Source organism: Nocardioides sp. JCM 18998 (assembly GCF_055391535.1).
This window is the reverse complement of the sequence record NZ_AP043886.1, coordinates 1,149,000-1,172,034: the sequence shown is the minus strand read 5'-3', so window position 1 is coordinate 1,172,034 and position 23,035 is coordinate 1,149,000. Positions and strand designations below refer to the sequence as shown.

Below are 23,035 nucleotides of genomic sequence, written 5' to 3'. Positions count from 1 at the left end.
GGTGTGATGACCTCCCCGGATCCCGTCATGTCCCAGGCGGTCTCGCCGGTGGTGCACATCGTCGACGACGACGAGGCCCTGCGGCAGTCGCTGGTGTTCCTCTTCGAGAGCGTGGGGATCGAGGCGCTGACCTACCCCGACGCCGGCTCGTTCCTCGACGAGTTCGACCCCGCCGAGCCGGCCGTGGTGGTCGTCGACGTGCGGATGCCCGGGATGAACGGCTTCCAGCTGCAGGCCGAGCTGACCGCGCGCGGCTACCCCGCCCCGTTGGTCTTCTGCTCCGCCCACGGCGACATCCCGATGTCCGTACGCGCGCTGAGCGCGGGCGCGGTCGACTTCCTGGAGAAGCCGTACGACCACCAGCGGATGATCGACGTCGTCCAGGTCCAGCTCGAGGAGGCCCGGCGTCGCTTCGCCGAGTGCTCCGCCCGGCGCCTGCTGACGGACCGGGTGGCGACGCTCACGGCGCGGGAGCGCGAGGTGCTGGGCCTGGTGATCCAGGGCCTCTCGTCTCGCGCGATCGCCCGCGAGCTCGGCGCCAGCGCCAAGACCATCGACGTGCACCGCGCCCGGATCAAGGCCAAGACCGAGGCCGAGACGCTCGGCGTCCTGGTGCGCGACCTCCTGGTCTTCGGCGTCGAGATCTGACCCGCCCGGCGCGCACCTCGACGGAGCCACAAACGGCTGCGGCCCCCACCGGTTGGCGGGGGCCGCAGCCGTTTGTGGCTCCGTGGCGTCAGCGGAAGGCCGGCACCGTCGCCGGCTGACCCATCAGCACGGCGCCGGCGGCGTCGTACATCGCGGGGCTGAGGAACGCGTGCGACTGCGGCACCAGGGCGTCGCCGAGCAGGTGCTGCAGCGGGTGGCCGGTGAAGATCGGCGCGGTGCCGGAGATGCTGGTCACCTTGCTCACCACGTCGGCGGACACGCGCGCGAGGTGGGCGGCCGAGAGACGCAGGTGGGCGTTGACCTTGTCCGGCACCGGGCCCGCGAGTGCGGCGTCCCAGCCGTCCTCGGCGGCCTCGAGGAAGTACGCCCGGGCCGAGCGGAGCATCGCCTCGGCCTCGGCGATGCCGGTGCGGTAGTAGGGCCGGTCGGCGAGCTTCGGGGCTCCGGTGATCCCGGCCCGGCCGGCGCCGATCTCCTCGGCGAAGTCCAGGGCCGCGCGGGCCGCGCCGGCCGCCGTGACCGAGAGCGCCTGGGCGGCGTACGTGATCGTCGGGTAGCGGTAGATCGGCTCGTCGATCGTGGGTGCGCCACCGCGGATGAACGTGCGGCTCGTCGGCACCTCGACGTTGTCCAGGACCAGGTCGAAGGAGCCGGTGCCGCGCATGCCGACGACGTCCCAGTCCTCGACGATCTCGATCTGGGCGGGGTCGACGAGGGCGCCGCGCGGCTTGCCGCTGGTGGAGTCGTCGCCGGGGATGCCGACGCAGATCACCTCGGCCGCCTTGCACCCGCTGGCGAACTTCCAGCGGCCGCTCACCGAGAAGCCGCCCTCGATCGGGAGGGCCTCCTGGATCGGGAAGAGCGCTCCGGCGAAGACCAGGTCGGGTCCGTCGGCGTACAGCTCCTCCAGGGTGCTCTCGGGGAGCGAGCCCAGGTAGGAGGACTGGCAGCCGAAGCTGGCCACCCAGCCGGCCGACGGGTCGACCGTCGAGATCTCCTCGATCAGGCGCAGGAACTCGGCCGGGCGGAGCGGGTCGCCGCCGAAGCGCTTCGGCGTGGCGGCACGGTAGATGCCGATCTCCTTGAGCCGCGCGACGAAGTCGGCCGGGACGTAGCGCTGGGCGTGGAACTCCTCGCGGCGCGCACGCAGCTCGGTCAGGACGTCGTCCATCGTCGCGGGCTTCGGGCCGACGCCCGGGCGGACGTCGGCTTGGATCTGGGTCATCACCGCTCCTGTGAGTCGTAGGTCACTCGAATCTAGGAAAGCGGGGCGCTGCGGTGAATCGGGACTTGTGCGCGCTGACCTAGGGGAATTCTTCAGTGATCGGCCCGGGGGAGGGTGGCGGTTCGCTGAGCGATCCGCGACGGTTGGGTGGCGTGGCTCACGGCCGGATACTCGCGATCACGCGTACGGCGCCACGCCCACCCCGACCGGAAGGAGCCGCGATGTCGATCTCCGCCGGCCCCGCCCCGCGGTGTCGTCCCGAGCTGCTGCCCCGCCTCGCGGTGGTGGCCTCGATCGGATGCCTCGTCGCCCACCTCGCGCTGCTCGCGACGACTCGTGGGGCGATGCTGACCATGACGCTCTCGATGCTGGCCCTCTCGCTGGTGTGCGCGACCTGCTCGCTGCGGACCTGGCGCCGGCGCTGCTCCGACACCGAGCTCACCCTGATGTCCGGTATCGGCCTGTGCATGGTGACGGTCCACCTGGCGATGAGCTCGCCGCCGGCCGACGGCGCGGCGATGTCCGGGATGTCCGGGATGTCTGGGATGCCGGGCATGGCCATGTCGGGAGCGCGCGGCGGCGGCCCGGTCCCCGGCGCTGCCGACCTGCTGATGCACGGCGGCTTCGTCCTCGCCCTGGCCGCCGCCGTCCTGGCCGGGATCACGCTCGTCCGCCGGGGGATGGCGGCCCGCTGAAGGGGCTGCTCCCTCGGTCGCCCCGGCCTACCGGGGCCGGCCCTCACCGCAGGGACCCGCCGTCCCGATCGACCGCCGTCAGGAGCGCCGGGACGCGCGGACCCTGCCGACGACGCTCCCAGCACCGGCGAGGAGAGCGCCCAGCAGAGCCAGGGCGAGCAGGACCAACGCGACTTCCGCCAGCAGGGGCAGGATCGACACGCTCGTGGGGTTCTTCCACGGCGACTCGGCGCCGAGGTGTGTGCTCGATAGTCCGGGACGTTCTGGCTGGGTGGATCGCCGCTGGGGCAGCCGCATCGTCCCGGACTATCGGGGGCTCAGTCGAAGGCGGCGACCAGCGCGGTGTCGACGCCGATCTCGCCGTACTTCTGCGCGCCGCCGGGCGTGCCGATCGCGGCGTCGCGACCGTCCAGCACGACGGTGAAGAAGTCGCGCGAGTCCTCCAGGAAGACCGCCTTCGCCGGGTCCTTGCGCACCAGCCGGTCGACCTGGATCGCTCCCACGGGGCACTCCACCTCGCACGCGCCGCAGTCGATGCACTCGTCGGGGTTGATGTAGCTCTTGCGGTCGCCCTCGTAGATGCAGTCCACGGGGCACACGTCGACGCAGGAGCGGTCGAGGATGTCGATGCAGTCGGCGCCGATGACGTAGCTCATGACGGGTTCCTTCGGGGTAGGCGGATCAGTGCTCGGTCGAGTGACCGGGGAAGAGGGTGAGCTCGGGGTCGAGGTCGACGGCGACGTGGTTGATCGCGGTGGCGACCTCGCCGAAGCCGACCGACATCAGCCGGACCTTGCCGGGGTACTCCGTGACGTCGCCGGCGGCGTACACGCGCGGCAGGTTGGTGCGCATCGACCGGTCCACCACGACCGAGCGGGCCTGGAGCTCCAGGCCCCACTCGCGCAGCGGGCCGAGGTCGCTGATGAAGCCGAGTGCGGCGATGACGTGGTCGGCGGCGACCACGGTCTCGGTGCCGTCCTTGGCTCGGACGGTGACCTTCTCCAGTCGGCCCGCGGCGGCGTCGCCGTGCAGGGCGACGACCTCGGAGTCGGTGTGGATCGCGGCGCTGCTCGCCTGCACCCGGGCCAGCGTGGCCGCGTGGCCGCGGAAGGCGGCCCGCCGGTGCACCAGCGCCACCGAGGAGGCGATCGGCTCGAGCGCGTCGGCCCAGTCCAGGGCGCTGTCGCCGCCGCCGACGATCACGACGTCCTGGCCGGCGTGGGCGGACGGGTCGAGCACGAAGTACGAGAGCGCGGAGCCGACCCACTCCTCGCCGCAGCCGAGCGCGCGCGGCGTCGGCGTGCCGATGCCGGCGGTGATCACCACCGCGCCGGCGGCGATGACGGTGCCGTCGTCGAGGGTGACGACCGGGGCTCCCCCCACGTGCTCCAGGGCCACCGCCTGCCGCCCGAGGAGGTACGTCGGCTGGTAGGCCGCGGCCTGCTGCTCGAGCGCGGCGACGAAGTCGCGGCCGCGGATGCCGGGGATCGCCGCGACGTCGCGGATCTCCTTCTCCGGGTAGAGCGCCATCACCTGGCCGCCGGCCTGGGGCAGCACGTCGACCACGACGGTGGACAGGCCGCGGAACCCGGCGCAGTAGGCGCCGTAGAGACCGGCCGGGCCGCCGCCGAGGATGAGGACGTCGGTGGTGAGCGTGGATGCGGGCGCTGCCATGAGGAACCTCCGGCTGGTGGTGCGTGCGGGTCGTCGGTGGGCCGGGATCGGCCGTGAGTAGCCGGGAACCTAGGCATCCGTGACGGCGTCGTCGCGCCTCCTGGACCGCTGAGCGGACCATCGGAGCAAAGAGGTGCCTCGGTTCGCTGAGCGGACCAGGCTCGTTGTTCCCGACGTCCCGGCGATGGTCTGCTCCCGCAACCCCAGCACCGACAAGGGAGCAGATCGTGACTGACACCACCGACACCACCGCGACGCCGGCCGGCGACCCGGCGCAGGAGCGCGCGGCCGCTCGAGCCGCCGCCCGCGCGGCCCGGCTCGCTGCCCGCGCAGCGGGTGAGAAGGCGAGCGACAAGCCCGAGCCGCACCGCGCCGGCCGCCTGCCCGGTCGTCAGGACTGGTCCAGCTGGCCGCACTACCAGGCGGCGTCCGCGGGCTTCCGCGGCTACTGGTACCCGGTCTGCTTCGTCGACCAGGTCGGCGAGAAGCCGCACAAGGTCCGGCTGCTCGGGGAGGACCTGTTCATCATCCGCGACCGCGGGAAGATCTACGGGATGAAGGACCGGTGCCCGCACCGCGGCGTCCCGCTCAGCTACGGCAACAAGCAGTTCCCCGGCACCGTCTCCTGCGTCTACCACGGCTGGACCTTCGACCTGGAGAACGGCGACCTGGTCGCCGCGATCACCGACGGCCCGAAGTCGCCCATCTGCGGCAAGGTCCGCCAGCCGACGTACGACGTCGAGGAGCGCCTCGGCATGGTCTGGGTCTACATCGGCGACGGCGAGCAGCCGCACCCGATCGACGAGCAGCTGCCCGAGGAGCTGGTCTCCAACCCGGCCGTGCTCGGTCAGCGCATCCAGCCGCGCGAGGGCAACTGGCGCTTCGCCTGCGAGAACGGCTACGACGAGGGGCACGCGAAGTACCTCCACCGCACCGCGCTGTGGCGCCTCTTCAAGGCGATGCCGGTCTGGAACGACACCAAGATCGTCAAGCGCGGTCGCTGGATCTACCGCGTGCAGGAGTCCCAGCACTGGGAGGGCGACTTCCCCGGCCTCGGCACCTGGACCGGCAAGGCCTGGTACAAGAAGAAGCCCTCGACCAAGGTCTCCAACATCGGCAACACCGGCTCCGCGGTCGAGCCCAACCCGGTGATCGCCGCACAGGAGTTCCCCGGCTTCGCCTCGGTGAGCATGCCGGGCGTGCTGCGGATCGCCTATCCGACCTTCATCCACTACGAGTTCTACGTCCCGGTGGACGACGACAACCACCTGTACGTCGGCGTGATGGCCAACTTCGACACCGGCCTCAAGGGCCTCGCGTTCTACCCCAAGTACCTGGGCTTCGTCCGGTGGCTCTTCCACGGCCAGTTCTCCGGGCAGGACAAGTGGATGGTCGAGGTGACCGACGCCCCGCCGGAGAAGCTCTACCGCCCCGACGACGCGCTGCTGCAGTGGCGCAAGCTCGCCGAGGACGTCACCGAGGAGCGCAACGACCGGCTCAAGGAGCAGGGCATCGAGCCGTTCGACCCCTCGACGTGCGAGAGCCCGGGCGTGGCGAAGGTGAAGGTGCAGGCCTGATGGGGCGGATCGTGCTCGGCGTCGGGGCCTCCCACTCCACGCTGATGAACACCCACTGGGACAAGGTCGTCCACACCGACCGGGCCGAGGCGTTCCGCGCCGCGCTCGGCGTGGCCCGCGACCGGATCGCCGAGGCCGACCCGGATGTGGCGATCATCGTCGGCTCCAACCACTTCCGCGGCTTCTGGCTCGACCTGATCCCGGCGTTCACGATGGGCGTCGGGGAGGTCAACGCCGCCGGCGACGGCGGTACGCCGAAGGGTCCCCAGCACGTCACCCCCGCGACCGCACAGGCCCTCGCGACCTCGCTGGTCGAGGGCGGCACCGAGGTGGCGATCTCGGCGCGGCTGCAGATCGACCACGGCCAGTCGCACGCGATCCAGTACCTCCTCGAAGGCCTCGACGTGCCCGTCGTGCCGCTGGTCGTGAACGTCTTCGCCGCGCCGCTGCCGACGATGCCGCGCTGCGTCGAGGTCGGTCGCCAGCTCGCCGCCGCTGTCGCCGCGCTCCCCGAGGAGACCCGGGTCGTCGTGATCGCCTCCGGCGGCCTCTCCCACCAGCTGCCGTGGCCCAGCGACTGGACCGACCCCGAGGGCGACGACGAGGCCTTCCTCGTCGAGGCCTGGCTGAACGGCCGCGGCGAGTGGGAGCGCTACGACAAGCGCCGCCGCGAGATCATCGTCGCCGCCCAGCCGACCATCTTCGAGGAGTTCGACGAGGGCTTCCTCGCCGACCTGGAGAACGGCGAGCTGGCCCCGTACGGCGAGCTCACCACCGCCCAGATCGCCGAGCGTGCCGGCAACGGCGGCCAGGAGCTGCGCACCTGGATGGTGATGGCGGCCGCCCTCGACTTCGCCCCCGGCAAGGCGCTGGCCTACAGCCCGATGCCGGAGTGGCTCACCGGCATGGGCGTCGCACTCATCGAGCCCGACCCGGCTTCCACCGCCGCATCCACCCCCACGACCGGAGGAGACAGATGACCGCCACCATCGAGGCGCGACCCGCCCCCGCGGCCGGCCCCGCGCCGGAGAGCAGGTACGCCGACGCCGCGGGCGTCCGCTACCACTACCTGGAGCTCGGCACCGGCCCGGACACGCTCCTGCTGCACGGCGGCGGGCCGGGCTGCACCGGCTGGAGCGACTTCGGCCCGGTGGCGCCGTACTTCGCCCGCGACCGGCACGTCGTCATCCCCGACCTGCTGCAGTACGGCAAGTCGGAGAAGTGCCGCATCACCGGCCCGATGTGGGACTTCCACGCCACCAAGCTGGTGGCGCTGATGGACACCCTGGGCATCGAGCGCGCCGACCTGATCTGCAACTCGTGGGGCGGCACCCAGGCGCTCGCCCTCGCCGCCCGCTACCCCGACCGGGTCGGCTCGCTGGTCGTCACCGGCAGCATGCCCGTGTTCTACGGGCCGCTGTCCCCGCTGCCCGAGAACGGCCACCGGGGCCGCCGGGCCCGCGACGTCTACTACGGCGGCGAGGAGGGGCCGACGCGGGAGAAGATGCGCGAGCTGATCACCCGTCTGGAGTGGTACGACGGCGCACGCCTGCCCGAGGAGACCCTCGAGATGCGCTGGCAGCAGAGCCTGGACGCCGGCGAGCGCGAGCTGGCCGCGATGTCGGACTCGCCGCGCGGCGAGTGGCAGGACCTGACCGAGGAGCTCGGCCGGGTCGAGGCGCCGACGCTGTTCGTCTGGGGTCGTGAGGACGCCTTCCTCACCCCCGACTACCCGATGATGCTCAGCCGGATGGTCAAGCGCGGCAACCTGCACCTGATGGACCACGCCTCCCATCACCTCCAGGAGGAGGAGCCCGGCGCCTACCACGCCGTGGTCGACGGCTTCCTCAAGGCGGTCGCCCTGCGCTCGGAGGGTGGTGCCCGATGAAGGCCAGGCTGCTCGTCCTCACCGGCTTCGGACTGGTCGTGGCCGCCCTCGGCCTGGCCAGCCGCCGGATCGCCGCGCACCAGGCGGTCCTGCCCGAGGTCACCACCAGGATCAACACCCGGGTCACCCGGATCAACCAGCGCTGAAGGAGCACCACATGACCACGATCTGGAACGAGCTCGCCGACACCGAGTTCTCCCTGAGCCACGTCGACGCCGGCGGCATCCCGACCCGGGCGCTGCAGATGGGCGCCGGGGACGAGCACGTCATCTTCCTGCACGGCACCTCCGGCCACCTCGAGGCGTTCGCGCGCAACCTGCGTCCGCACGCCGAGCGCTACCGCTGCCACGCGATCGACATGCTCGGCCACGGCTACACCGGCAAGCCGGACTTCCCGTACGAGATCCCGCGCTACCGCGACCACCTGCTCGCCTACATGGACGCCCAGGGCATCGAGAAGGCGCATATCGTCGGCGAGTCGCTCGGCGGCTGGGTCGGGGGCCGTACGGCGATCGACGCCCCGGACCGGATCGCCTCGCTGCAGCTGCTCTGCGCGGGCGGCACGGTGGCCAACCCCGAGGTGATGGAGCGGATCCGCACCAGCACGCGGCGTGCCGTGGAGACCGACGACATCGAGCTGACGCGCACCCGGATGCGGCTGCTGATGGCCGACCCGGTCAACGCCACCGAGGAGCTCGTCGAGGTCCGGCACGCGATCTACCACGCGCCCGACTTCGTCGCGAACATCGACAACCTCCTGTGTCTGCAGGGCATGGAGGTGCGGCTGCGCAACATCCTCACGCCCGAGGAGCTGGCCAAGATCACGGTGCCGACGCTGGTCGTCTGGGGTCGCAACAACCCGTTCGGCGACGTGCCGGAGGCGGCCGCGATGCACGACGCGATCGCCGGCTCCGAGCTGGTCCTGTTCGACGAGTGCGGCCACTGGCCGCAGCACGAGAAGGCCGACGAGTACAACGAGCTCAGCCTGGGCTTCCTCGCCAAGAACCCCGCCTGACCGTGTCCTCGCACGAGGCCGCCGTGGCGGCGGTCATGGAGCACGTCACCCGCGAGCGGCTGCTCGAGGCGGTGGTCGGGCTGGTGGAGCACGCCAGCCCGACCGGCGCCGAGCGGCCGCTCGCGGCGTGGGTGGCCAGCGCCCTTGCCGGTGACCGGGTGCGGGCCCACACCCAGGTGATCGACGAGCGCCAGGCCAACGCGGTCGCGGTGCTCGCCGGCACGGCCAACGGGCCGACGACGCTGCTCTATGCGCCGATCGACACCTTCACCACCGGCTCACAGGAGTACGACGTGCCCGGCGCGTCGGCCACGATGCGCGCGGACATGGTGCCGCGTGCGGTCGTCGAGGGTGAGGTCGTGCAGGGCCTGGGCGCGGGCAACCCCAAGGGCCATGCCGCCTGCGTGCTGGTCGCGCTGGCGGCGATGGCCGACTCCGGCCTCGAGCCGGCGGGCGACGTGGTCGCCGCCTTCGGCGCCGGCGGGATGCCGGCCTTCGCGATCGAGGGTCTCGGCACGCCGGGCCGCACCAACACCGGCCACGGCGTCGGCGCCGGCTTCCTGCTGGAGCGCGGCTTCACCACCGACGCCGCGGTGATCGCCAAGCCGGGCTGGGCGGTCTCGCACGAGGAGGTCGGCCTGGTGTGGCTCGACGTCGTCGTACCGGGCCTGCACACCTACGCCGGGAGCCGGCACCGGCTGCCGTATCGCAACGCCGTCGCGCTGGCCGGGGTGGTCGCCCAGCGGCTCGAGGAGTGGCTGGAGGGCTACGCCGAGCGGCACGAGCACGAGACGATGCGACCGCAGGGGGTCGTCTCGTCCGTGCAGGGCGGCCTGGAGCACCTGGCCGCCTCGACCGCTGCCTCGGTGCGCCTGCGGCTGGACCTGCGGCTCACCACCGAGCAGACGCCTGCCGGGGTGACCCGAGAGGTGCGCGCGTTCGTGGAGCGGCTGAGCGAGGAGCTCGATGCGGCGATCACGGTGACCCAGGTGGCGGCCATCCCGGCCACCCACACCGACCCCGACGAGGCGGTGGTCCGCGCGACCGTCGCCGCCTGGGAGGCCGTGGCCGGTGAGCCGCACCGCCCGATCCCGGGCAACAGCGGCGCCACCGACGCCAACGTGCTGCGGATGCGCGGCGTGCCGACCGCGCGGGTCGGGATGCCGAAGGTGACGCGCGGGCTGCAGGGCGAGGAGGTCGACTTCACCCTGGGGATGAACCTGGTGGACCTGCGCGAGATGCGACGGCTGGTGGAGATACTGGTGCGCACAGTGCTCACGTTGCAGGAGCCCTGAGGGAAGGGATCCACCGAAGGTGACCGACGTACGACCGCGACCCTACGGCGAGGGACGCGGCAGCGGTGCGAACAGCGTGCTCGGCAAGGCGCGACTCATCCTGGAGTGCTTCGAGCTCGACGAGGTCGAGCTGTCGCTCTCGGAGCTGTCGCGGCGCACCGGCATCTCGAAGGCGTCGGTGCACCGGCTCGCCCAGGAGCTGCTCGACTGGGGCATGCTCGAGCGGGCCGGGCAGGAGTACCGCCTCGGCCTGCGTGCCTTCGAGCTCGGCAGCCGCGTCCCGCGCTTCCGGGTGCTGCGCGACAGCATCCGGCCGATGATGGAGAGCGTCTTCTTCGCGACGAAGGAGACCGTGCACCTCGCCGTACGCGACGGGCTCGACGTGCTCTACCTGGAGAAGGTCGCCGGCGGGCCCCAGGCCACCCGGGCCTCCCGGATCGCCGGCCGGATGCCGCTGCACTCCACGGCCACCGGCAAGGTGCTCCTGGCCTACTCCCCGCCCACCCTGCTCGACGAGGTGGTCGCGCGCGGGCTGACCCGATCCACCCCGGCGACGATCGTGATGCCGGGCGTGCTCGCCGAGCAGCTGCGCGCCGTCCGCGAGCAGGGGTACGCCGTGGAGAAGGAGGAGACGACCGCCGGCTACGTGTCGGTCGCCGTGCCGCTCACCGGCAGCAGCGGGATCGTCCTCGCGGCCGTCTCGATCACCGCGCCGGCCTTCCGGGCCGACGTCCCGCGCTTCGTGAAGGCGCTGACCGCCGTCTCGGAGCGGGTCGCCACCCTCGATCACCTCAACTGAGCAGGGCCGCGCCCGGGCCGACTCAAGAAATCACCTAGGGCGATGGGTGAAAGTGACGCTGCTGCGCGGACCGGCGCCGAACATAGCGTGCCTCACACCCGCCCGGACCTGTCGCGACACCGTCGCTGACGAGGTCGGGCCTGCTCTAAGGAGTATTGAATGTCGAGCAACGCGACCGGTCTCCGGGGCTCGATCGGTGTCATCGGGATCGTCTTCCTGGTGGTCGCTGCGGCCTCGCCGCTGACCACCGTGGCCGGCTCCCTCCCGGTGATGATCGCCCTCGGTAACGGGGCAGGCGCCCCGCTGACCTATCTGATCGCCGCACTGGTGCTGCTGCTCTTCAGCGTCGGCTATGCCGCGATGAGCAGCCGGATCACCGACGCCGGCGCGTTCTACGCCTACGTGACCCAGGGCCTGGGCCGCCGGCTCGGGATCGGGGCGGCAGCCCTGGCCCTGTTCGCGTACGCGACGATCCAGGCGGGCGTCTACGGCCTCGCCTCGGCGACGGTCGAGGGACTCGTCGTGCAGTACGGCGGCCCGGACCTGCCCTGGTGGCTCTGGGCCTTCGTGATGATGGCCCTGGTCGGCCTCGTCGGCTATCGCAACATCAGCCTGGGCGCGGGGCTCCTCGGCGTCCTGCTCGCCCTCGAGATCGTGGCCATCGTCGCGCTGACGATCGCGGTCTTCGCCCAGGGCGGCGCACACGGCATCGACGCCGACTCGTTCAAGCCCTCGACGTTCTTCTCCGGCTCGCCGGGCATCGGGATGATGTTCGCGATCGGATCGTTCGTCGGCTTCGAGGCCACGGCCATCTACAGCGAGGAGGCGCGCAACCCCAAGCGCACCGTGCCGCTGGCGACCTACGTCGCGATCATCGTGATCGGCGTCCTGTACGCCGTGGCGAGCTGGGCGGTCGTGCTGGCCTTCGGCAGCGACCAGGTCTCGGGCGCCGCCGCCCAGGACACCGCGGGGCTCACCTTCGACGCCGCGTCCCGGTTCATGGCTCCGTGGACCTCGGACGCCATGCAGATCATGCTGGTCACCAGCCTGTTCGCGACCCTGCTGGCCTTCCACGGCGCGATCTCGCGCTACGTCTTCGCGCTGGCCCGCGCCGGCTACGCCCCGCGGGGTCTGGCCGCCGTCCACCCCAAGCACGGCTCGCCGCACGCCGGCTCGCTGCTGCAGACGGGCTCGGCCGCGGTCCTGGTCGCCATCTTCGCGATCGCGGGGGCCGACCCGGTGCTCCAGCTGTTCACCTGGATGGCGGGGGTCGCGATCGTCGCGATCCTGGTCCTGATGGCGCTGACCAGCGTGGCGATCGTGGCGTACTTCCGCCGTACCCGGGTCGACACCCGGCTCTGGCAGACGGTGGTCGCGCCGGTGCTCGGCGGGTTGGGCCTGATCGCCATCACGGCGCTGGTGATCGCCAACTTCACCACCCTGATCGGCGGGTCGAGGACGACCGCGGCGATCTTCCTGGCAGCGGTGGTCGTGACCTTCCTGGTGGGCGTCCTGATCGGCGGCAAGCGGGTCGATCAGCCGCTCAACGTCGTCACCGACGACGCCGATGGTGCCGCCGATGATCCAGACGGGGCCGACGAGCTCGACCCCACGCCCGTCCCCTGATCCACCCCTCACGAGAGGACCCCTCATGACCCACGATCGCCTCCTGCAGCGCCGCTTCGACGTCCTGGGACGCAACGCCCCCCTGTTCTACGACCGGCCGGTGCAGCTCGTCGCAGGAGACGGTGTGTGGGTCACCGACGCCGACGGGCGGCGGTACCTCGACGCGTACAACAACGTGCCCCATGTGGGGCACTGTCACCCCCACGTCGTCGAGGCCGTCGCCCGCCAGGCTGCCACCCTCAACCTGCACACCCGCTACCTCCACGAGCTGGTGATCGAGTACGCCGAGCGGCTGACGGCGACCCTCGCCGAGCCGCTCGACACCGCGATCTTCACCTGCTCGGGCAGCGAGGCGAACGAGCTGGCGCTGCGGATGGCCCGCTTCGCCACGGGCAGGCGCGGGATCGTGGTGAGCGACTTCAGCTACCACGGCAACACCGCGACCCTGGGGTCGCTGACCACCTGCTTCCCGGTGGTCGAGGAGTTCCCCGACTGGGCCCGGGCGGTCCGCGTACCGGACCCGCGCCACGACGGCGCGGGCCTGACCGAGACCGAGCTGGCCGACCGCTACGTCGCCGACGTCCTCGAGGCGGTCCGCTCGCTGGAGGAGGCCGGACACGGCGTGGCCGCGATCCTGATCGACTCGTTCTTCGCCAACGAGGGCCTGCCCGACCCCGTGCCCGGCTACGTCCGGCGCGCGGTCGAGGCGGTCCGGGCATCCGGCGGCCTGTTCGTGTGCGACGAGGTGCAGGCCGGGTTCGGCCGTACGGGCGCGGCGATGTGGGGCCACGAGCTGGTCGGCGTCGTCCCCGACATCGTCACGATGGGCAAGCCGATGGGCAACGGCCACCCCCTGGCCGGCGTGGTCGCGGGCAACGACCTGGTGTCCGGCTTCCAGGCGGCCTCGACGTACTTCAACACCTTCGGCGGCAACCCGGTCTCCGCGGCCGCCGGCATGGCAGTGCTCGACGTGCTGGAGCAGGAGCAGCTGCAGCAGAACGCGCTCCGGGTCGGGGGCTACGTCCGCGAGGGGTTGGAGAAGCTCGCCGTGCGCCACGACGTGGTCGGCGGCGTACGGGGGCGTGGTCTCTTCTTCGGCATCGACATCGAGGTCGACGGCCGACCGGCTCCGGACCTCACCAAGCACGCGGTCAACCGGATGCGGGAGGACGGTGTCCTGCTGAGCCGGATCGGTCGCTACGACAACGTGCTCAAGATGCGCCCGCCGCTGGTCTTCTCCGAGGCCGACGCCGACATCCTGCTCGGCACGCTCGAGGACGTGCTGGTCGCGCTGTGAGCGACCAGAGCATCCTGGACGGGCTGACCCGGCTCGCCCACGCGGCCGGCGAGCACTGGGACGGCGGCTTCCACGACATCGCGCTGGTCAAGCACCGCGAGAACGCGGTCTTCTCGGCCCGCCGCGCCGACGGCACGCCGGTCGCGATCCGGCTGCACCGGGAGGGTTACCACTCCGCGGCCGCGCTGCACTCCGAGCTCGCCTGGATGCGGGCGCTGGGTGACACCGGGGCCGTCGAGGTCCCCGCGGTGGTGCCGGCGACCGACGGCCGGCTGGTGGTCGAGGTGGTGGACGTTGTGCCCGGCGATCCGCACCGGGTTCGGCAGGTCTCGGTGCTCGGCTGGCTCGCCGGCACCCCCGCCGGCACCTCGGAGGGCGGGGCCGCGCTCGCCGAGGCGGACATGACCCGGCTCTACCGCGACGCCGGCGCCCTGGCCGCGCGCCTGCACGACCACGCCTGCGGATGGAGCCCGCCCAGCGACTTCACCCGGCACGCCTGGGACGCTCCGGGGCTGGTCGGCGAGGCTCCGCTGTGGGGCAGGTTCTGGGAGTACGACGCGCTGACCGGGCCGCGGCGCGACCTGCTGGTGGCCGCACGCGACCGGGCCCGTGTGGATCTGGCACGGCTCGGCACGGACGCCTCGGCGTACGGCCTCATCCACGCCGATCTGGTGCCCGAGAACCTGCTCGATCATGGCGGTCGGCTGCAGCTGATCGACTTCGACGACGCGGGCTACGGCTGGTTCCTCTTCGAGCTGGCCACGGCGCTCTACTTCAACCGCGGGCTGGCGTCCTATCCGCAGGTGCGGCAGGCGCTGCTCGACGGCTACCGCTCCGTGCGGCCGCTGTCGCCCGCCGAGGAGGCGAGCCTGCCGCTGTTCCTCTTCCTGCGCGGGACGACCTACCTGGGCTGGGTGCAGTCGCGCCCCGGCACGGACACGGCCCGCGAGCTGGGGCCGCGCCTGATCGAGCTGGCCTGTGAGGTCGCCGAGGAGTACCTGGGCTGCTGAGAGTGCCGTCGCTCTCGGGGTGGCTGGATCTCGGGTAACACGATGTTCGCGGTGGGTAGCAGCCTGTTGCAACGCGCTGCTACCTACGTGGACATCGTGTTACCCCCCCCCGCCCGGCCCGGCAACGGGGCCCGGCCGAGCCTCAGCCGGCCACGCCGTACAGCCGGTCGCCGGCGTCGCCCAGGCCGGGGACGATGTAGCCGTGCTCGTTGAGCCGCTCGTCCATCGCCGCGGTGACGACCTTGATCGGCACCTCGATGTGGGCGGTCAGGTCGGTCAGCTTCGCGACGCCCTCAGGTGCGACGAGCAGGCAGACGCAGGTGATGTGGTCGGCGCCGCGGCTGACGAGGAAGTCGATGGCCGCGGCGAGGGTGCCGCCGGTGGCCAGCATCGGGTCGACGACGTAGCACTGCCGCCCGGACAGATCGGCGGGGAGACGCTCGGCGTACGTGGTCGCCTGGAGGGTCTCCTCGTTGCGCACCATGCCGAGGAAGCCGACCTCCGCGGTGGGCAGCAGGCGCATCATCCCCTCGAGCATCCCGAGTCCGGCGCGCAGGATCGGCACCACCAGCGGCCGCGGGGCGGCCAGGGTCGTCCCGGACATCGCGGCGACGGGCGTCTGGATGGTGATCGGGGCGACCCGGACGTCGCGGGTGGCCTCGTAGGCGAGCAGCGTGACCAGCTCGTCCGCGAGCGCGCGGAAGGTCGGGGAGTCGGTGCGCTCGTCGCGCAGGTGGGTGAGCTTGTGCGCCACCAGCGGGTGGTCGACGACGAGGGTCTCCAGGGCCATGGTCGGAACCCTACGTGACCACCTCCGTATAGGGGTTGGCCACAGCCCCTCCCTCTGTCACTCTGGATGACATGCCCGCGCAGGTTGATGGTGTCGACTTCGCCCTTGCGGTCTATCGCGAAGAGGGCGAGTGGACCGCCGAGGAGCTGGCGCACGACGTCCTCGCCGACGTCGACACGCTGGTCCACGCCCTGCGGCGCTTCCCCGGCGACGGCGGGGCGCTCGGTCTGATCGGCATCGACGAGGACTTCTTCCTGGTCGTCCGTGTCGCCGGCGCCGCGACCACGCTGCTGCTCTCCGACATCACCGCCGCCGACGAGTGGGAGATCGCGGGGGCCGCGATCGACCACCTCGGCCTGCCGTTCCCGGAGGACGAGGACGCGCCCGAGCCGGCCGGCGACCTCGCGATCCTCGCCGACATGGGGATGAGCGCGATGGACATGGGCATCCTGCTCGACGACGTCGACCTCTACCCCGACGAGATGGTCTCCGAGATCGCCCGCAAGGTCGGCTTCGGCCAGCTCTTCGACGACACCATCGGTCTCACCTCTGCATAATCACTCGCTGTGAGCGCGGTGGAGAGATGGGCGGCGCCGATGGCGACCGCCCTGGACGAGGCGCGGGCCGCGCTGGCCACCGGCGACGTTCCGATCGGCGCGGTCGTCCTCTCGCCCGAGGGCGAGGTGATCGGCCGCGGCCGCAACGTCCGCGAGGCCGACGCCGACCCGACCGGTCACGCCGAGGTGGTGGCGCTGCGCGAGGCGGCGCGTGCCCGGGGTGAGTGGCGCCTGGACGGCTGCTCGCTCGTGGTCACCCTCGAGCCCTGCACCATGTGCGCGGGTGCGATCGTGCTCGCCCGCATCCGGACCCTCGTCTTCGGCGCCTACGACGAGAAGGCCGGTGCGGTCGGCTCGCTGTGGGACGTCGTACGGGATCGGCGGCTCAACCACCGACCGGAGGTGCTCGCCGGCGTCGCCGCCGAGGAGAGCGCCGCCCTCCTGGACGGGTTCTTCCGGGCGCAGCGCTCGCCGCGCTGACTCAGTCGGTGAGGCTGACCCGTAGGTGCGCGCCGAGCGTCGAGGCGCGGGCGACCAGCTCGGGGGTGAACACCACCTGCTGGTGCCGGTGCTCGGGGTTCGAGGCCTCGTCGAGGACGAGGTCGGCGGCCGCTCGGCCGAGCTCCTGGCGCGGCTGGCGTACGGAGGTCAGCGGCACCGCCGCCGCGGCGGCGAACTCGATGTCGTCGTAGCCCACGATCGCCAGATCGTCCGGCACCCGCAGTCCGGTCGCGGTCGCCTGTTGGAGCAGCCCCAGCGCGATCAGGTCGTTGGCGCAGATCGCCGCCGAGGCGCGGCGTGAGGACGGGATGCCCGCCAGCCGCTCGCCCGCGGAGCGGCCGGAGGCGACGGTGAGGGAGTCGGCGGCGATGAGGGTGAGGTCGTCGGCCGGGAGGCCGGCGGCGGCCCAGGCCAGCCGGGCACCCTCGTAGCGGTCGGCCACCTGGCCGACGCTCAGCGAGCCACCGACGAAGGCGACCCGCCGGTGTCCCCGGTCGATGAGGTGCTCCACCGCGATCCGGCCACCGAGCACGTCGTCGACGGCGACCGAGCAGAACTGGTCGCCCTTGCGGATCCGGTCGACCACGACCAGGGGAGTGCCGCGCTGGGCGATCGCGTCGAGCAGCGAGGTGTCCGGGTCGACGGGCGTGATCAGGATGCCTTGGACGCGCTGCTGCTCGAGGTGTCCCAGATGGGTCGCCTCGCGGGTCTCGCGGCTGTCGCTGTTGCACAGGAACAGGGAGAGGTCGACCGCCTCGGCGGCGTGCTCGATGCCCTGGGCGACGTCGGTGAAGAAGGGGTTGCCGGCGTCGAGCATCACGTACGCGAGCGCTCGCGTGCGGCCCGAGCGCAGGGACCGCGCCGACTCGTTGCGGATGAAGCCGAGCTCGGCCATCGCCCGCTCGACCTTCTCGCGGGTCGAGGCCGTCACCCGGTCGGGCCGGTTGAGCACGTTCGAGACGGTGCCGAGCGAGACGCCCGCCGCAGCGGCGACGTCCTTCATCGACGCAGACGCCTGACTGGTCACCGCTCCCCCTTGCCCACTTGTTTGAAGGATTCAAACGTTTTCAACGGGCGGCTGTCAACCGACCACATCACGGATTGGTCACGGATTGAGCGCTGTTTCAGAAACCGCCCTTGACGACTGTGATCGGGGTCACCTAGTGTCCATGGCGTTCGATTAAAACGTTTCAAAGGAGTGGGCATGCCGGAATCGGCAACCAGCCCCGTGGTGCTGGAGCTGCGGGATGTCGCGAAGTCCTTCGGGTCCGTCGCGGCACTCCGCTCGGGCAGCCTCACCGTCGAGCGCGGGTCGATCCACGCACTCGTCGGCGAGAACGGCGCGGGCAAGTCGACCCTGGTGAAGATCGTCGCGGGCGTCCACCGACGCGACGCGGGGACCTTCCGCTTCCTCGGTGAGGAGGTGGACTTCGCCTCGACCGCCGCCTCGAAGGCCGCCGGCATCGCGGTGATCTACCAGGAGCCCACCCTGTTCCCGGACCTCTCGGTCACGGAGAACATCTTCATGGGCCGCCAGCCCGTGGGGCGCGGGCGCCGGATCGACCGCGGCGCGATGTACGCCGAGGCGCGCGCGCTCTTCGAGCGCCTCGGCGTCCGGATCGATCCGCGCCGGCCCGCACGCGGTCTCTCGATCGCCGACCAGCAGATCATCGAGATCGCCAAGGCCATCTCGCTCGACGCCAGCCTGCTGATCATGGACGAGCCGACCGCAGCGCTGTCCGGTGTGGAGGTCGAGCGGCTGTTCGCGGTCGCCCGCAGCCTGCGCGACGAGGGCCGCGGGCTGGTCTTCATCTCGCACCGCTTCGACGAGGTCTTCGCCCTGTGCGACACCGTCACGGTGATGCGCGACGGGGAGTACATCTCGACCGAACCGGTCGCCGAGACCACCTCGGAGGAGATCGTGTCGCGGATGGTCGGGCGCGAGGTCGCCGACCTGTTCCCGAAGACCCCCGCCACCGTGGGCGACCCGGTCCTCGAGGTCGCGGGTCTGACGTCGGCGGGTGTCTTCCACGACGTCGACCTCACCGTCCGCGCCGGCGAGATCGTCGGCCTCGCGGGCCTGGTGGGCGCCGGACGCAGCGAGATCGCCCGCGCCGTCTTCGGCGTGGACGGCTACGACTCCGGCTCGGTGCGGCTGCTGGGCCGGGCGATCCCGCGCGGCGACGTACGGGCGGCGATCCGGGCCGGGATGGCCTTCGTCCCCGAGGACCGCCGCAAGCAGGGCCTGGTGGTCGACTCCTCGGTGGCCCACAACGTCGCCGCGGTCATCCGAGGCGGTCTCGCCAGGGCCGGCATCCTGACCACCGCCGCCGAGAACCGGGCCAGCGGCCCGTGGGCCGGGCGCCTGGAGGTCAAGACCGCAGCCCTGGACATGCCGGCCACCACGATGAGCGGCGGCAACCAGCAGAAGGTCGTCATCGCCAAGTGGCTGGCCACCGAGCCCAAGCTGCTGATCATCGACGAGCCCACCCGCGGCATCGACGTCGGCACCAAGTCCGAGGTGCACCGCCTGCTCTCCGAGCTGGCCGGCCAGGGGATGGCGATCCTGATGATCTCCTCCGAGCTGCCCGAGGTGCTCGGCATGGCCGACCGCGTCCTCGTGGTGTGCGAGGGCCAGATCACCGCAGAGATCGACCGGGCCGAGGCGACGCCCGAGAAGGTCATGCACGCCGCCACCCGGGCGGCCCGACCCAACGACATCGAGCCGACGAGCTCCCTGGAGGTGCCGGCGTGACCGCCCTGACCCTGACCCCGAGCGACATCTCACCGGTACGCCGCGTGATCGGCGGTGCACTGCGCTCGCGTGAGATCGCCGTCGCGGCGGTGCTGGTGCTGGTGATCGCCGCCACCACGATCAAGAACGACCAGTTCCTCTTCGGCGCCAACGGCTGGCGCGACCTGCTCCTGACGCCGGCGATCCTGGTGATCCTGGCGGTCGGCGAGACAGCGGTGATCATCACCCGCAACGTCGACCTCTCGGTCGGCTCGGTCGTGGGCCTGACCGCCTACCTGACCGGACGGATCTTCATCGCCCACCCCGGCACGCCGGTGTTCCTGGTCTTCGTGATCGGGCTCGCCTTCGGCGGCGCGCTCGGCCTGGTCAACGGCGCGCTCGTCTCCTTCGGCAAGGTGCCGGCGCTGGTGATCACCCTCGGCACCCTCTACATCTACCGCGGCATCTTCCTCACCTGGGCCGGCAGCAACCGGGTGAACGCCTCCGACCTGCCCGACCGGTTCCTCAACCTCGGCACCCAGCAGGTCCTCACCATCCCGGTGCTGACGATCGTCGCGCTGATCGTGCTGGTGATCGTCGGCTACTACCTCTACACCGCCCGCGGCGGGCGCGAGCTCTACGCGATCGGATCGGATCCTGCCGCCGCCCAGCTCTACGGCCTCAAGGTCACCCGGCGGGTGCTCGCGGCGTTCGTCCTCTCCGGGGCGATGGCCGGCCTGGCCGGCGTCGCGACAGCGGCCCGTTACGGCACGGTCAGCTCCAACGCGGGGCTCAACCTCGAGCTGCAGGCGGTCGCCGCGGCCGTCATCGGCGGCGTCGCGATCTTCGGTGGCAGCGGGACCGTCTGGGGCGCCGCGATCGGTGCCTTCCTGCTCGTCACCATCAACCGCGCCCTGCCGGTGCTGGGGGTCCAGGACTTCTGGCAGCAGTTCGTCGTCGGCCTGCTGATCATCGGCTCCATCGTCCTCGACCGGGTGCTCTCCCTCCGGCGGGACCGCAAGATCATCGAAGCGAGGGACATCGCATGAGCGCCGCAACCGTCGACTCGACACCGGTCGCCCGGACCTACCGGCCGTACGCCCAGCCCTGGTGGCGACGGGTGCTGCTCACCCGCGAGTTCGCGATCATCGCGCTCCTCGTCATCGTCTTCGCCTGGTCCAGCGCCAACGTGGCCAACTTCAACAGCCCCCTGACGCTCTACTTCCTCAGCCTCGACAACGCCGAGATCATGCTGATCGCCCTGCCGATGGCCCTGGTCATCATCACCGGCGAGATCGATCTCTCCGTGGCGAGCGTGGTCGGCCTGTCCAGCGTGATGGTCGGCATCCTGCACCAGGACGCCGGGCTCTCGATCCCACTCGCCGGGCTCATCGCGATCCTGGTCGGCATCCTCGCCGGCGCCTTCAACGGGTTCCTCATCGCCTACGTCGGGCTGCCGTCGCTGGCGGTCACGATCGGCACGATGGCCCTCTTCCGCGGACTCGCGGTCGGCCTGCTCGGCACCACCGCGAAGACCGACTTCCCCGACAAGTGGACCAAGCTGGCCCAGCAGCACATCGGCAGCACCCGCTACCCGGTCATCGTCATCCCCATCCTGGTCCTGCTGGTCGCCTTCGTGTGGCTGCTGCACTTCTCCAGCTTCGGTCGCGGCGTCTTCGAGATCGGGCTCAACGACGAGGCCGCACACTTCAGCGGCGTCAACGTCGCCCGCACCAAGTTCATCCTCTTCGTCCTGACCGCGGCGGTCTCCGCCTTCGCCGGCATCTACATCACGCTGCGCACCGGCAACGCCCGCGGCGACAACGCCACCGGCGACGAGCTCAAGGTCATCGCCGCCGTGCTGCTCGGCGGGGTGTCGATCTTCGGCGGCCGCGGAGCCCTGCACGGCGTCGTGGCCGGCGTCCTCCTCATCGGCGTCATCCAGAGCGCGATGCGCCTGCAGAACGAGACGGTCAACGTCATCAACATCGTCATCGGAGCGCTGCTCGTGCTCTCGGTGATGTCCACCAGCGTCCTCGCCTGGCTGTCCCAGCAGTCTGCCCGGCGGGCGGGTCTCGGAATCCTCAGACGACGGCAAGCGGTCGTCTCTTCATCCAGCACCACAGAGAGGTAAGAACCATGAAGTTCAGCACTCGACGGCTCTCCGCGGTCGCGGCTGTGGCGGTCACGGCCACGCTGAGCCTGACCGCTTGCGGCAGCAGCGACAACAACAGCGCGGCCGACAGCGGCAGCGGCGGAAGCGGGAGCAGCGCGACGGGGACCACCGTCACGTTCATCCCGAAGAACCTGGGCAACCCGTACTTCGACGCCTCGGACAAGGACGGCGGCCAGAAGGCGGTCGAGGAGTTCAAGGGCAAGTACGCCGAGGTCGGCCCCGACACCGCGACCCCCGACGGCCAGGTCTCCTTCATCAACACCGCCGCCCAGCAGGGCGTGAAGGCGCTGGTGATCTCCGCGGACGACCCCAAGGCCCCGTGCAGCGCGATCCAGCAGGCCATGTCGGCAGGGACGAAGGTCGTCACCTTCGACTCCGACACCAGCGTGGGATGTCGTGACCTGTACATCAACCAGGCCACCCCCGAGGGCATCGCGAAGACCGAGGTCGACCAGATCGCCCAGCAGATCGGCGACTCGGGCGAGATCGCCATCCTCTCGGCCGCCGCGAACGCGACCAACCAGAACGCCTGGATCGAGCTGATGAAGAAGGACCTGGCGGCCGACCACCCGAACATCAAGCTCGTGGACACGGTCTACGGCAACGACGACGACCAGACGTCCTTCGACAAGACCGCCGCCCTGCTGCAGGACCACCCGAACCTGAAGGGCATCATCTCGCCGACCACTGTCGGCATCGCGGCCGCCGCCCGCTACCTCGACACGTCGTCCGCCAAGGGCAAGGTCGCGCTGACCGGGTTGGGCACGCCGAACCAGATGCGCAAGTACGTCAAGGACGGCACCGTCACCTCCTTCGCGCTGTGGAACCCCTCCGACCTGGGCTACCTGGCGGCGTACGCGGCCAAGGCGCTGGTCGACGGCACGATCACCGGCAAGGAGGGCGACACCTTCACCGCCGGCACGCTCGGCTCGTTCAAGGTCGGCGCCGACGGCACCGTGCTGCTCGGTGACCCGACGGTCTTCGACAAGTCGAACATCGACAAGTTCAACTTCTGACCGCCCCGGCCCGAGCGAGCGAGGGCCGGACCAGGCGAGCAGGTCGAGGAGGGTCCCGCAGGCCCGGACGTGTGCAGGACTGCGGGACCCGTCTCGAGACCTCATCAACGAAAGAAGAGCCCTCGTGCGCGTCTGTTTCCAGCTCCAGGTGAAGCCCGACCGGCTCGAGGAGTACAAGCGCCGCCACGCCGCGGTCTGGCCGGACATGCTCCAGGCGCTCCACGAGACCGGCTGGCACAACTACTCGCTCTTCCTGCGCCCGGACGGCCTGCTGATCGGCTACCTCGAGACGCCCTCACTCGAGGAGGCCCGGGCCGCGATGGCACGACGCGAGGTCAACGACCGGTGGCAGGCAGAGATGGCGGAGCTCTTCGAGGACCTTGAAGGCATCGCCCCGGACGTCGGCTTCCTGCAGCTCGAGGAGATCTTCCACCTCGAGGACCAGCTTGCAGGGATCGACTCCGGCCAGAACACGACAGAAGCGAAGTGAG

The 23,035-nt window shown here is 71.2% G+C and carries 25 protein-coding genes; 19 read left to right on the top strand and 6 right to left on the bottom strand.

The window, feature by feature from the left end; genetic code table 11:
• Positions 1-6 precede the first annotated feature (6 nt).
• Positions 7-648: a response regulator transcription factor gene (locus ACZ5L9_RS05615; RefSeq protein ID WP_464534770.1), complete on the top strand. Its 642-nt coding sequence runs from the start codon at positions 7-9 to the stop codon at positions 646-648.
• Positions 649-736: 88 nt separating this feature from the next.
• On the opposite strand, the gene ACZ5L9_RS05610 is transcribed toward ACZ5L9_RS05615, so the two are convergent.
• The gene (locus ACZ5L9_RS05610) at positions 737-1,894 is read right to left on the bottom strand and encodes an acyl-CoA dehydrogenase family protein (protein WP_464534766.1); all 1,158 of its coding nucleotides are present in this window, start codon (positions 1,892-1,894) and stop codon (positions 737-739) included.
• Positions 1,895-2,115: 221 nt separating this feature from the next.
• On the opposite strand from ACZ5L9_RS05610, the gene ACZ5L9_RS05605 reads away from it, so the two are divergent.
• Positions 2,116-2,589: a hypothetical protein gene (locus ACZ5L9_RS05605; protein ID WP_464534763.1), complete on the top strand. Its 474-nt coding sequence runs from the start codon at positions 2,116-2,118 to the stop codon at positions 2,587-2,589.
• A 78-nt stretch (positions 2,590-2,667) separates the two neighbouring features.
• Here the strand turns inward: ACZ5L9_RS05605 and ACZ5L9_RS05600 are convergent, their stop codons facing one another.
• The 3 genes from ACZ5L9_RS05600 to ACZ5L9_RS05590 all read right to left on the bottom strand — a co-directional run bounded on the left by ACZ5L9_RS05600 (position 2,668) and on the right by ACZ5L9_RS05590 (position 4,263).
• The gene (locus ACZ5L9_RS05600; RefSeq protein ID WP_464534759.1) at positions 2,668-2,790 is read right to left on the bottom strand and encodes a hypothetical protein; all 123 of its coding nucleotides are present in this window, start codon (positions 2,788-2,790) and stop codon (positions 2,668-2,670) included.
• A 116-nt stretch (positions 2,791-2,906) separates the two neighbouring features.
• On the bottom strand, positions 2,907-3,245 hold the full coding sequence (locus tag ACZ5L9_RS05595; protein ID WP_464534756.1) for an indolepyruvate ferredoxin oxidoreductase subunit alpha: 339 nt from the start codon (positions 3,243-3,245) through the stop codon (positions 2,907-2,909).
• 25 nt (positions 3,246-3,270) lie between these two features.
• Positions 3,271-4,263 (bottom strand): NAD(P)/FAD-dependent oxidoreductase, encoded by a 993-nt coding sequence (locus ACZ5L9_RS05590; RefSeq protein ID WP_464534753.1) that lies wholly within the window; start codon positions 4,261-4,263, stop codon positions 3,271-3,273.
• Positions 4,264-4,490: 227 nt separating this feature from the next.
• Here ACZ5L9_RS05590 and ACZ5L9_RS05585 point away from each other — a divergent pair, with 227 nt between their 5' ends.
• The 10 genes from ACZ5L9_RS05585 (at position 4,491) to ACZ5L9_RS05540 (ending at position 14,770) form a co-directional block, all read left to right on the top strand.
• Positions 4,491-5,840: a Rieske 2Fe-2S domain-containing protein gene (locus ACZ5L9_RS05585; RefSeq protein ID WP_464534750.1), complete on the top strand. Its 1,350-nt coding sequence runs from the start codon at positions 4,491-4,493 to the stop codon at positions 5,838-5,840.
• Positions 5,840-6,820, top strand: a complete 981-nt coding sequence (locus ACZ5L9_RS05580; RefSeq protein WP_464534748.1) for a DODA-type extradiol aromatic ring-opening family dioxygenase — start codon at positions 5,840-5,842, stop codon at positions 6,818-6,820. The genes ACZ5L9_RS05585 and ACZ5L9_RS05580 overlap by 1 nt, the downstream gene beginning before the upstream one ends.
• Entirely contained in the window at positions 6,817-7,728 is a 912-nt protein-coding gene (locus ACZ5L9_RS05575) for an alpha/beta fold hydrolase (RefSeq protein WP_464534745.1), read from the top strand. Before ACZ5L9_RS05580 ends, ACZ5L9_RS05575 begins: the two co-directional genes overlap by 4 nt.
• Positions 7,725-7,874 carry a hypothetical protein gene (locus tag ACZ5L9_RS05570; protein ID WP_464534742.1) on the top strand — a complete coding sequence of 50 codons (150 nt, stop codon included), beginning with the start codon at positions 7,725-7,727 and terminating at the stop codon, positions 7,872-7,874. The genes ACZ5L9_RS05575 and ACZ5L9_RS05570 overlap by 4 nt, the downstream gene beginning before the upstream one ends.
• A gap of 11 nt (positions 7,875-7,885) precedes the next feature.
• Positions 7,886-8,743 carry an alpha/beta fold hydrolase gene (locus tag ACZ5L9_RS05565; RefSeq protein WP_464534740.1) on the top strand — a complete coding sequence of 286 codons (858 nt, stop codon included), beginning with the start codon at positions 7,886-7,888 and terminating at the stop codon, positions 8,741-8,743.
• 2 nt (positions 8,744-8,745) lie between these two features.
• A complete protein-coding gene (locus ACZ5L9_RS05560; protein WP_464534738.1) occupies positions 8,746-10,038 on the top strand; it encodes a M20/M25/M40 family metallo-hydrolase in 1,293 nt (430 codons plus the stop codon).
• Positions 10,039-10,114: 76 nt separating this feature from the next.
• A complete protein-coding gene (locus ACZ5L9_RS05555; protein WP_464534736.1) occupies positions 10,115-10,837 on the top strand; it encodes an IclR family transcriptional regulator in 723 nt (240 codons plus the stop codon).
• 159 nt (positions 10,838-10,996) lie between these two features.
• Positions 10,997-12,463, top strand: a complete 1,467-nt coding sequence (locus tag ACZ5L9_RS05550; protein WP_464534733.1) for an APC family permease — start codon at positions 10,997-10,999, stop codon at positions 12,461-12,463.
• A 25-nt stretch (positions 12,464-12,488) separates the two neighbouring features.
• Complete coding sequence (locus tag ACZ5L9_RS05545; RefSeq protein ID WP_464534731.1) at positions 12,489-13,760, top strand: aspartate aminotransferase family protein; 1,272 nt, start codon at positions 12,489-12,491, stop codon at positions 13,758-13,760.
• Positions 13,757-14,770, top strand: a complete 1,014-nt coding sequence (locus tag ACZ5L9_RS05540) for a phosphotransferase enzyme family protein (protein ID WP_464534729.1) — start codon at positions 13,757-13,759, stop codon at positions 14,768-14,770. Before ACZ5L9_RS05545 ends, ACZ5L9_RS05540 begins: the two co-directional genes overlap by 4 nt.
• A gap of 142 nt (positions 14,771-14,912) precedes the next feature.
• Here the strand turns inward: ACZ5L9_RS05540 and upp are convergent, their stop codons facing one another.
• Positions 14,913-15,554 (bottom strand): uracil phosphoribosyltransferase, encoded by a 642-nt coding sequence (upp, locus tag ACZ5L9_RS05535; RefSeq protein WP_464536810.1) that lies wholly within the window; start codon positions 15,552-15,554, stop codon positions 14,913-14,915.
• Positions 15,555-15,631: 77 nt separating this feature from the next.
• Between upp and ACZ5L9_RS05530 the strand changes: the two genes are divergently transcribed.
• On the top strand, positions 15,632-16,117 hold the full coding sequence (locus ACZ5L9_RS05530) for a tRNA adenosine deaminase-associated protein (protein ID WP_464534727.1): 486 nt from the start codon (positions 15,632-15,634) through the stop codon (positions 16,115-16,117).
• Positions 16,118-16,156: 39 nt separating this feature from the next.
• Positions 16,157-16,597: a nucleoside deaminase gene (locus tag ACZ5L9_RS05525; protein WP_464536808.1), complete on the top strand. Its 441-nt coding sequence runs from the start codon at positions 16,157-16,159 to the stop codon at positions 16,595-16,597.
• Position 16,598: 1 nt separating this feature from the next.
• Here ACZ5L9_RS05525 and ACZ5L9_RS05520 read toward each other — a convergent pair whose 3' ends face one another.
• Positions 16,599-17,645: a LacI family DNA-binding transcriptional regulator gene (locus ACZ5L9_RS05520; RefSeq protein ID WP_464534725.1), complete on the bottom strand. Its 1,047-nt coding sequence runs from the start codon at positions 17,643-17,645 to the stop codon at positions 16,599-16,601.
• A gap of 177 nt (positions 17,646-17,822) precedes the next feature.
• On the opposite strand from ACZ5L9_RS05520, the gene ACZ5L9_RS05515 reads away from it, so the two are divergent.
• From ACZ5L9_RS05515 to ACZ5L9_RS05495, 5 genes are all read left to right on the top strand, one after another.
• Complete coding sequence (locus ACZ5L9_RS05515) at positions 17,823-19,373, top strand: sugar ABC transporter ATP-binding protein (protein WP_464534723.1); 1,551 nt, start codon at positions 17,823-17,825, stop codon at positions 19,371-19,373.
• Positions 19,370-20,401 carry an ABC transporter permease gene (locus tag ACZ5L9_RS05510; RefSeq protein WP_464534721.1) on the top strand — a complete coding sequence of 344 codons (1,032 nt, stop codon included), beginning with the start codon at positions 19,370-19,372 and terminating at the stop codon, positions 20,399-20,401. The genes ACZ5L9_RS05515 and ACZ5L9_RS05510 overlap by 4 nt, the downstream gene beginning before the upstream one ends.
• Positions 20,398-21,486, top strand: a complete 1,089-nt coding sequence (locus tag ACZ5L9_RS05505) for an ABC transporter permease (protein ID WP_464534719.1) — start codon at positions 20,398-20,400, stop codon at positions 21,484-21,486. Before ACZ5L9_RS05510 ends, ACZ5L9_RS05505 begins: the two co-directional genes overlap by 4 nt.
• 5 nt (positions 21,487-21,491) lie before the next feature.
• Entirely contained in the window at positions 21,492-22,544 is a 1,053-nt protein-coding gene (gene rhaS, locus ACZ5L9_RS05500; protein WP_464534717.1) for a rhamnose ABC transporter substrate-binding protein, read from the top strand.
• Positions 22,545-22,668: 124 nt separating this feature from the next.
• A complete protein-coding gene (locus tag ACZ5L9_RS05495) occupies positions 22,669-23,034 on the top strand; it encodes an L-rhamnose mutarotase (protein ID WP_464534715.1) in 366 nt (121 codons plus the stop codon).
• Position 23,035: the final 1 nt, after the last annotated feature.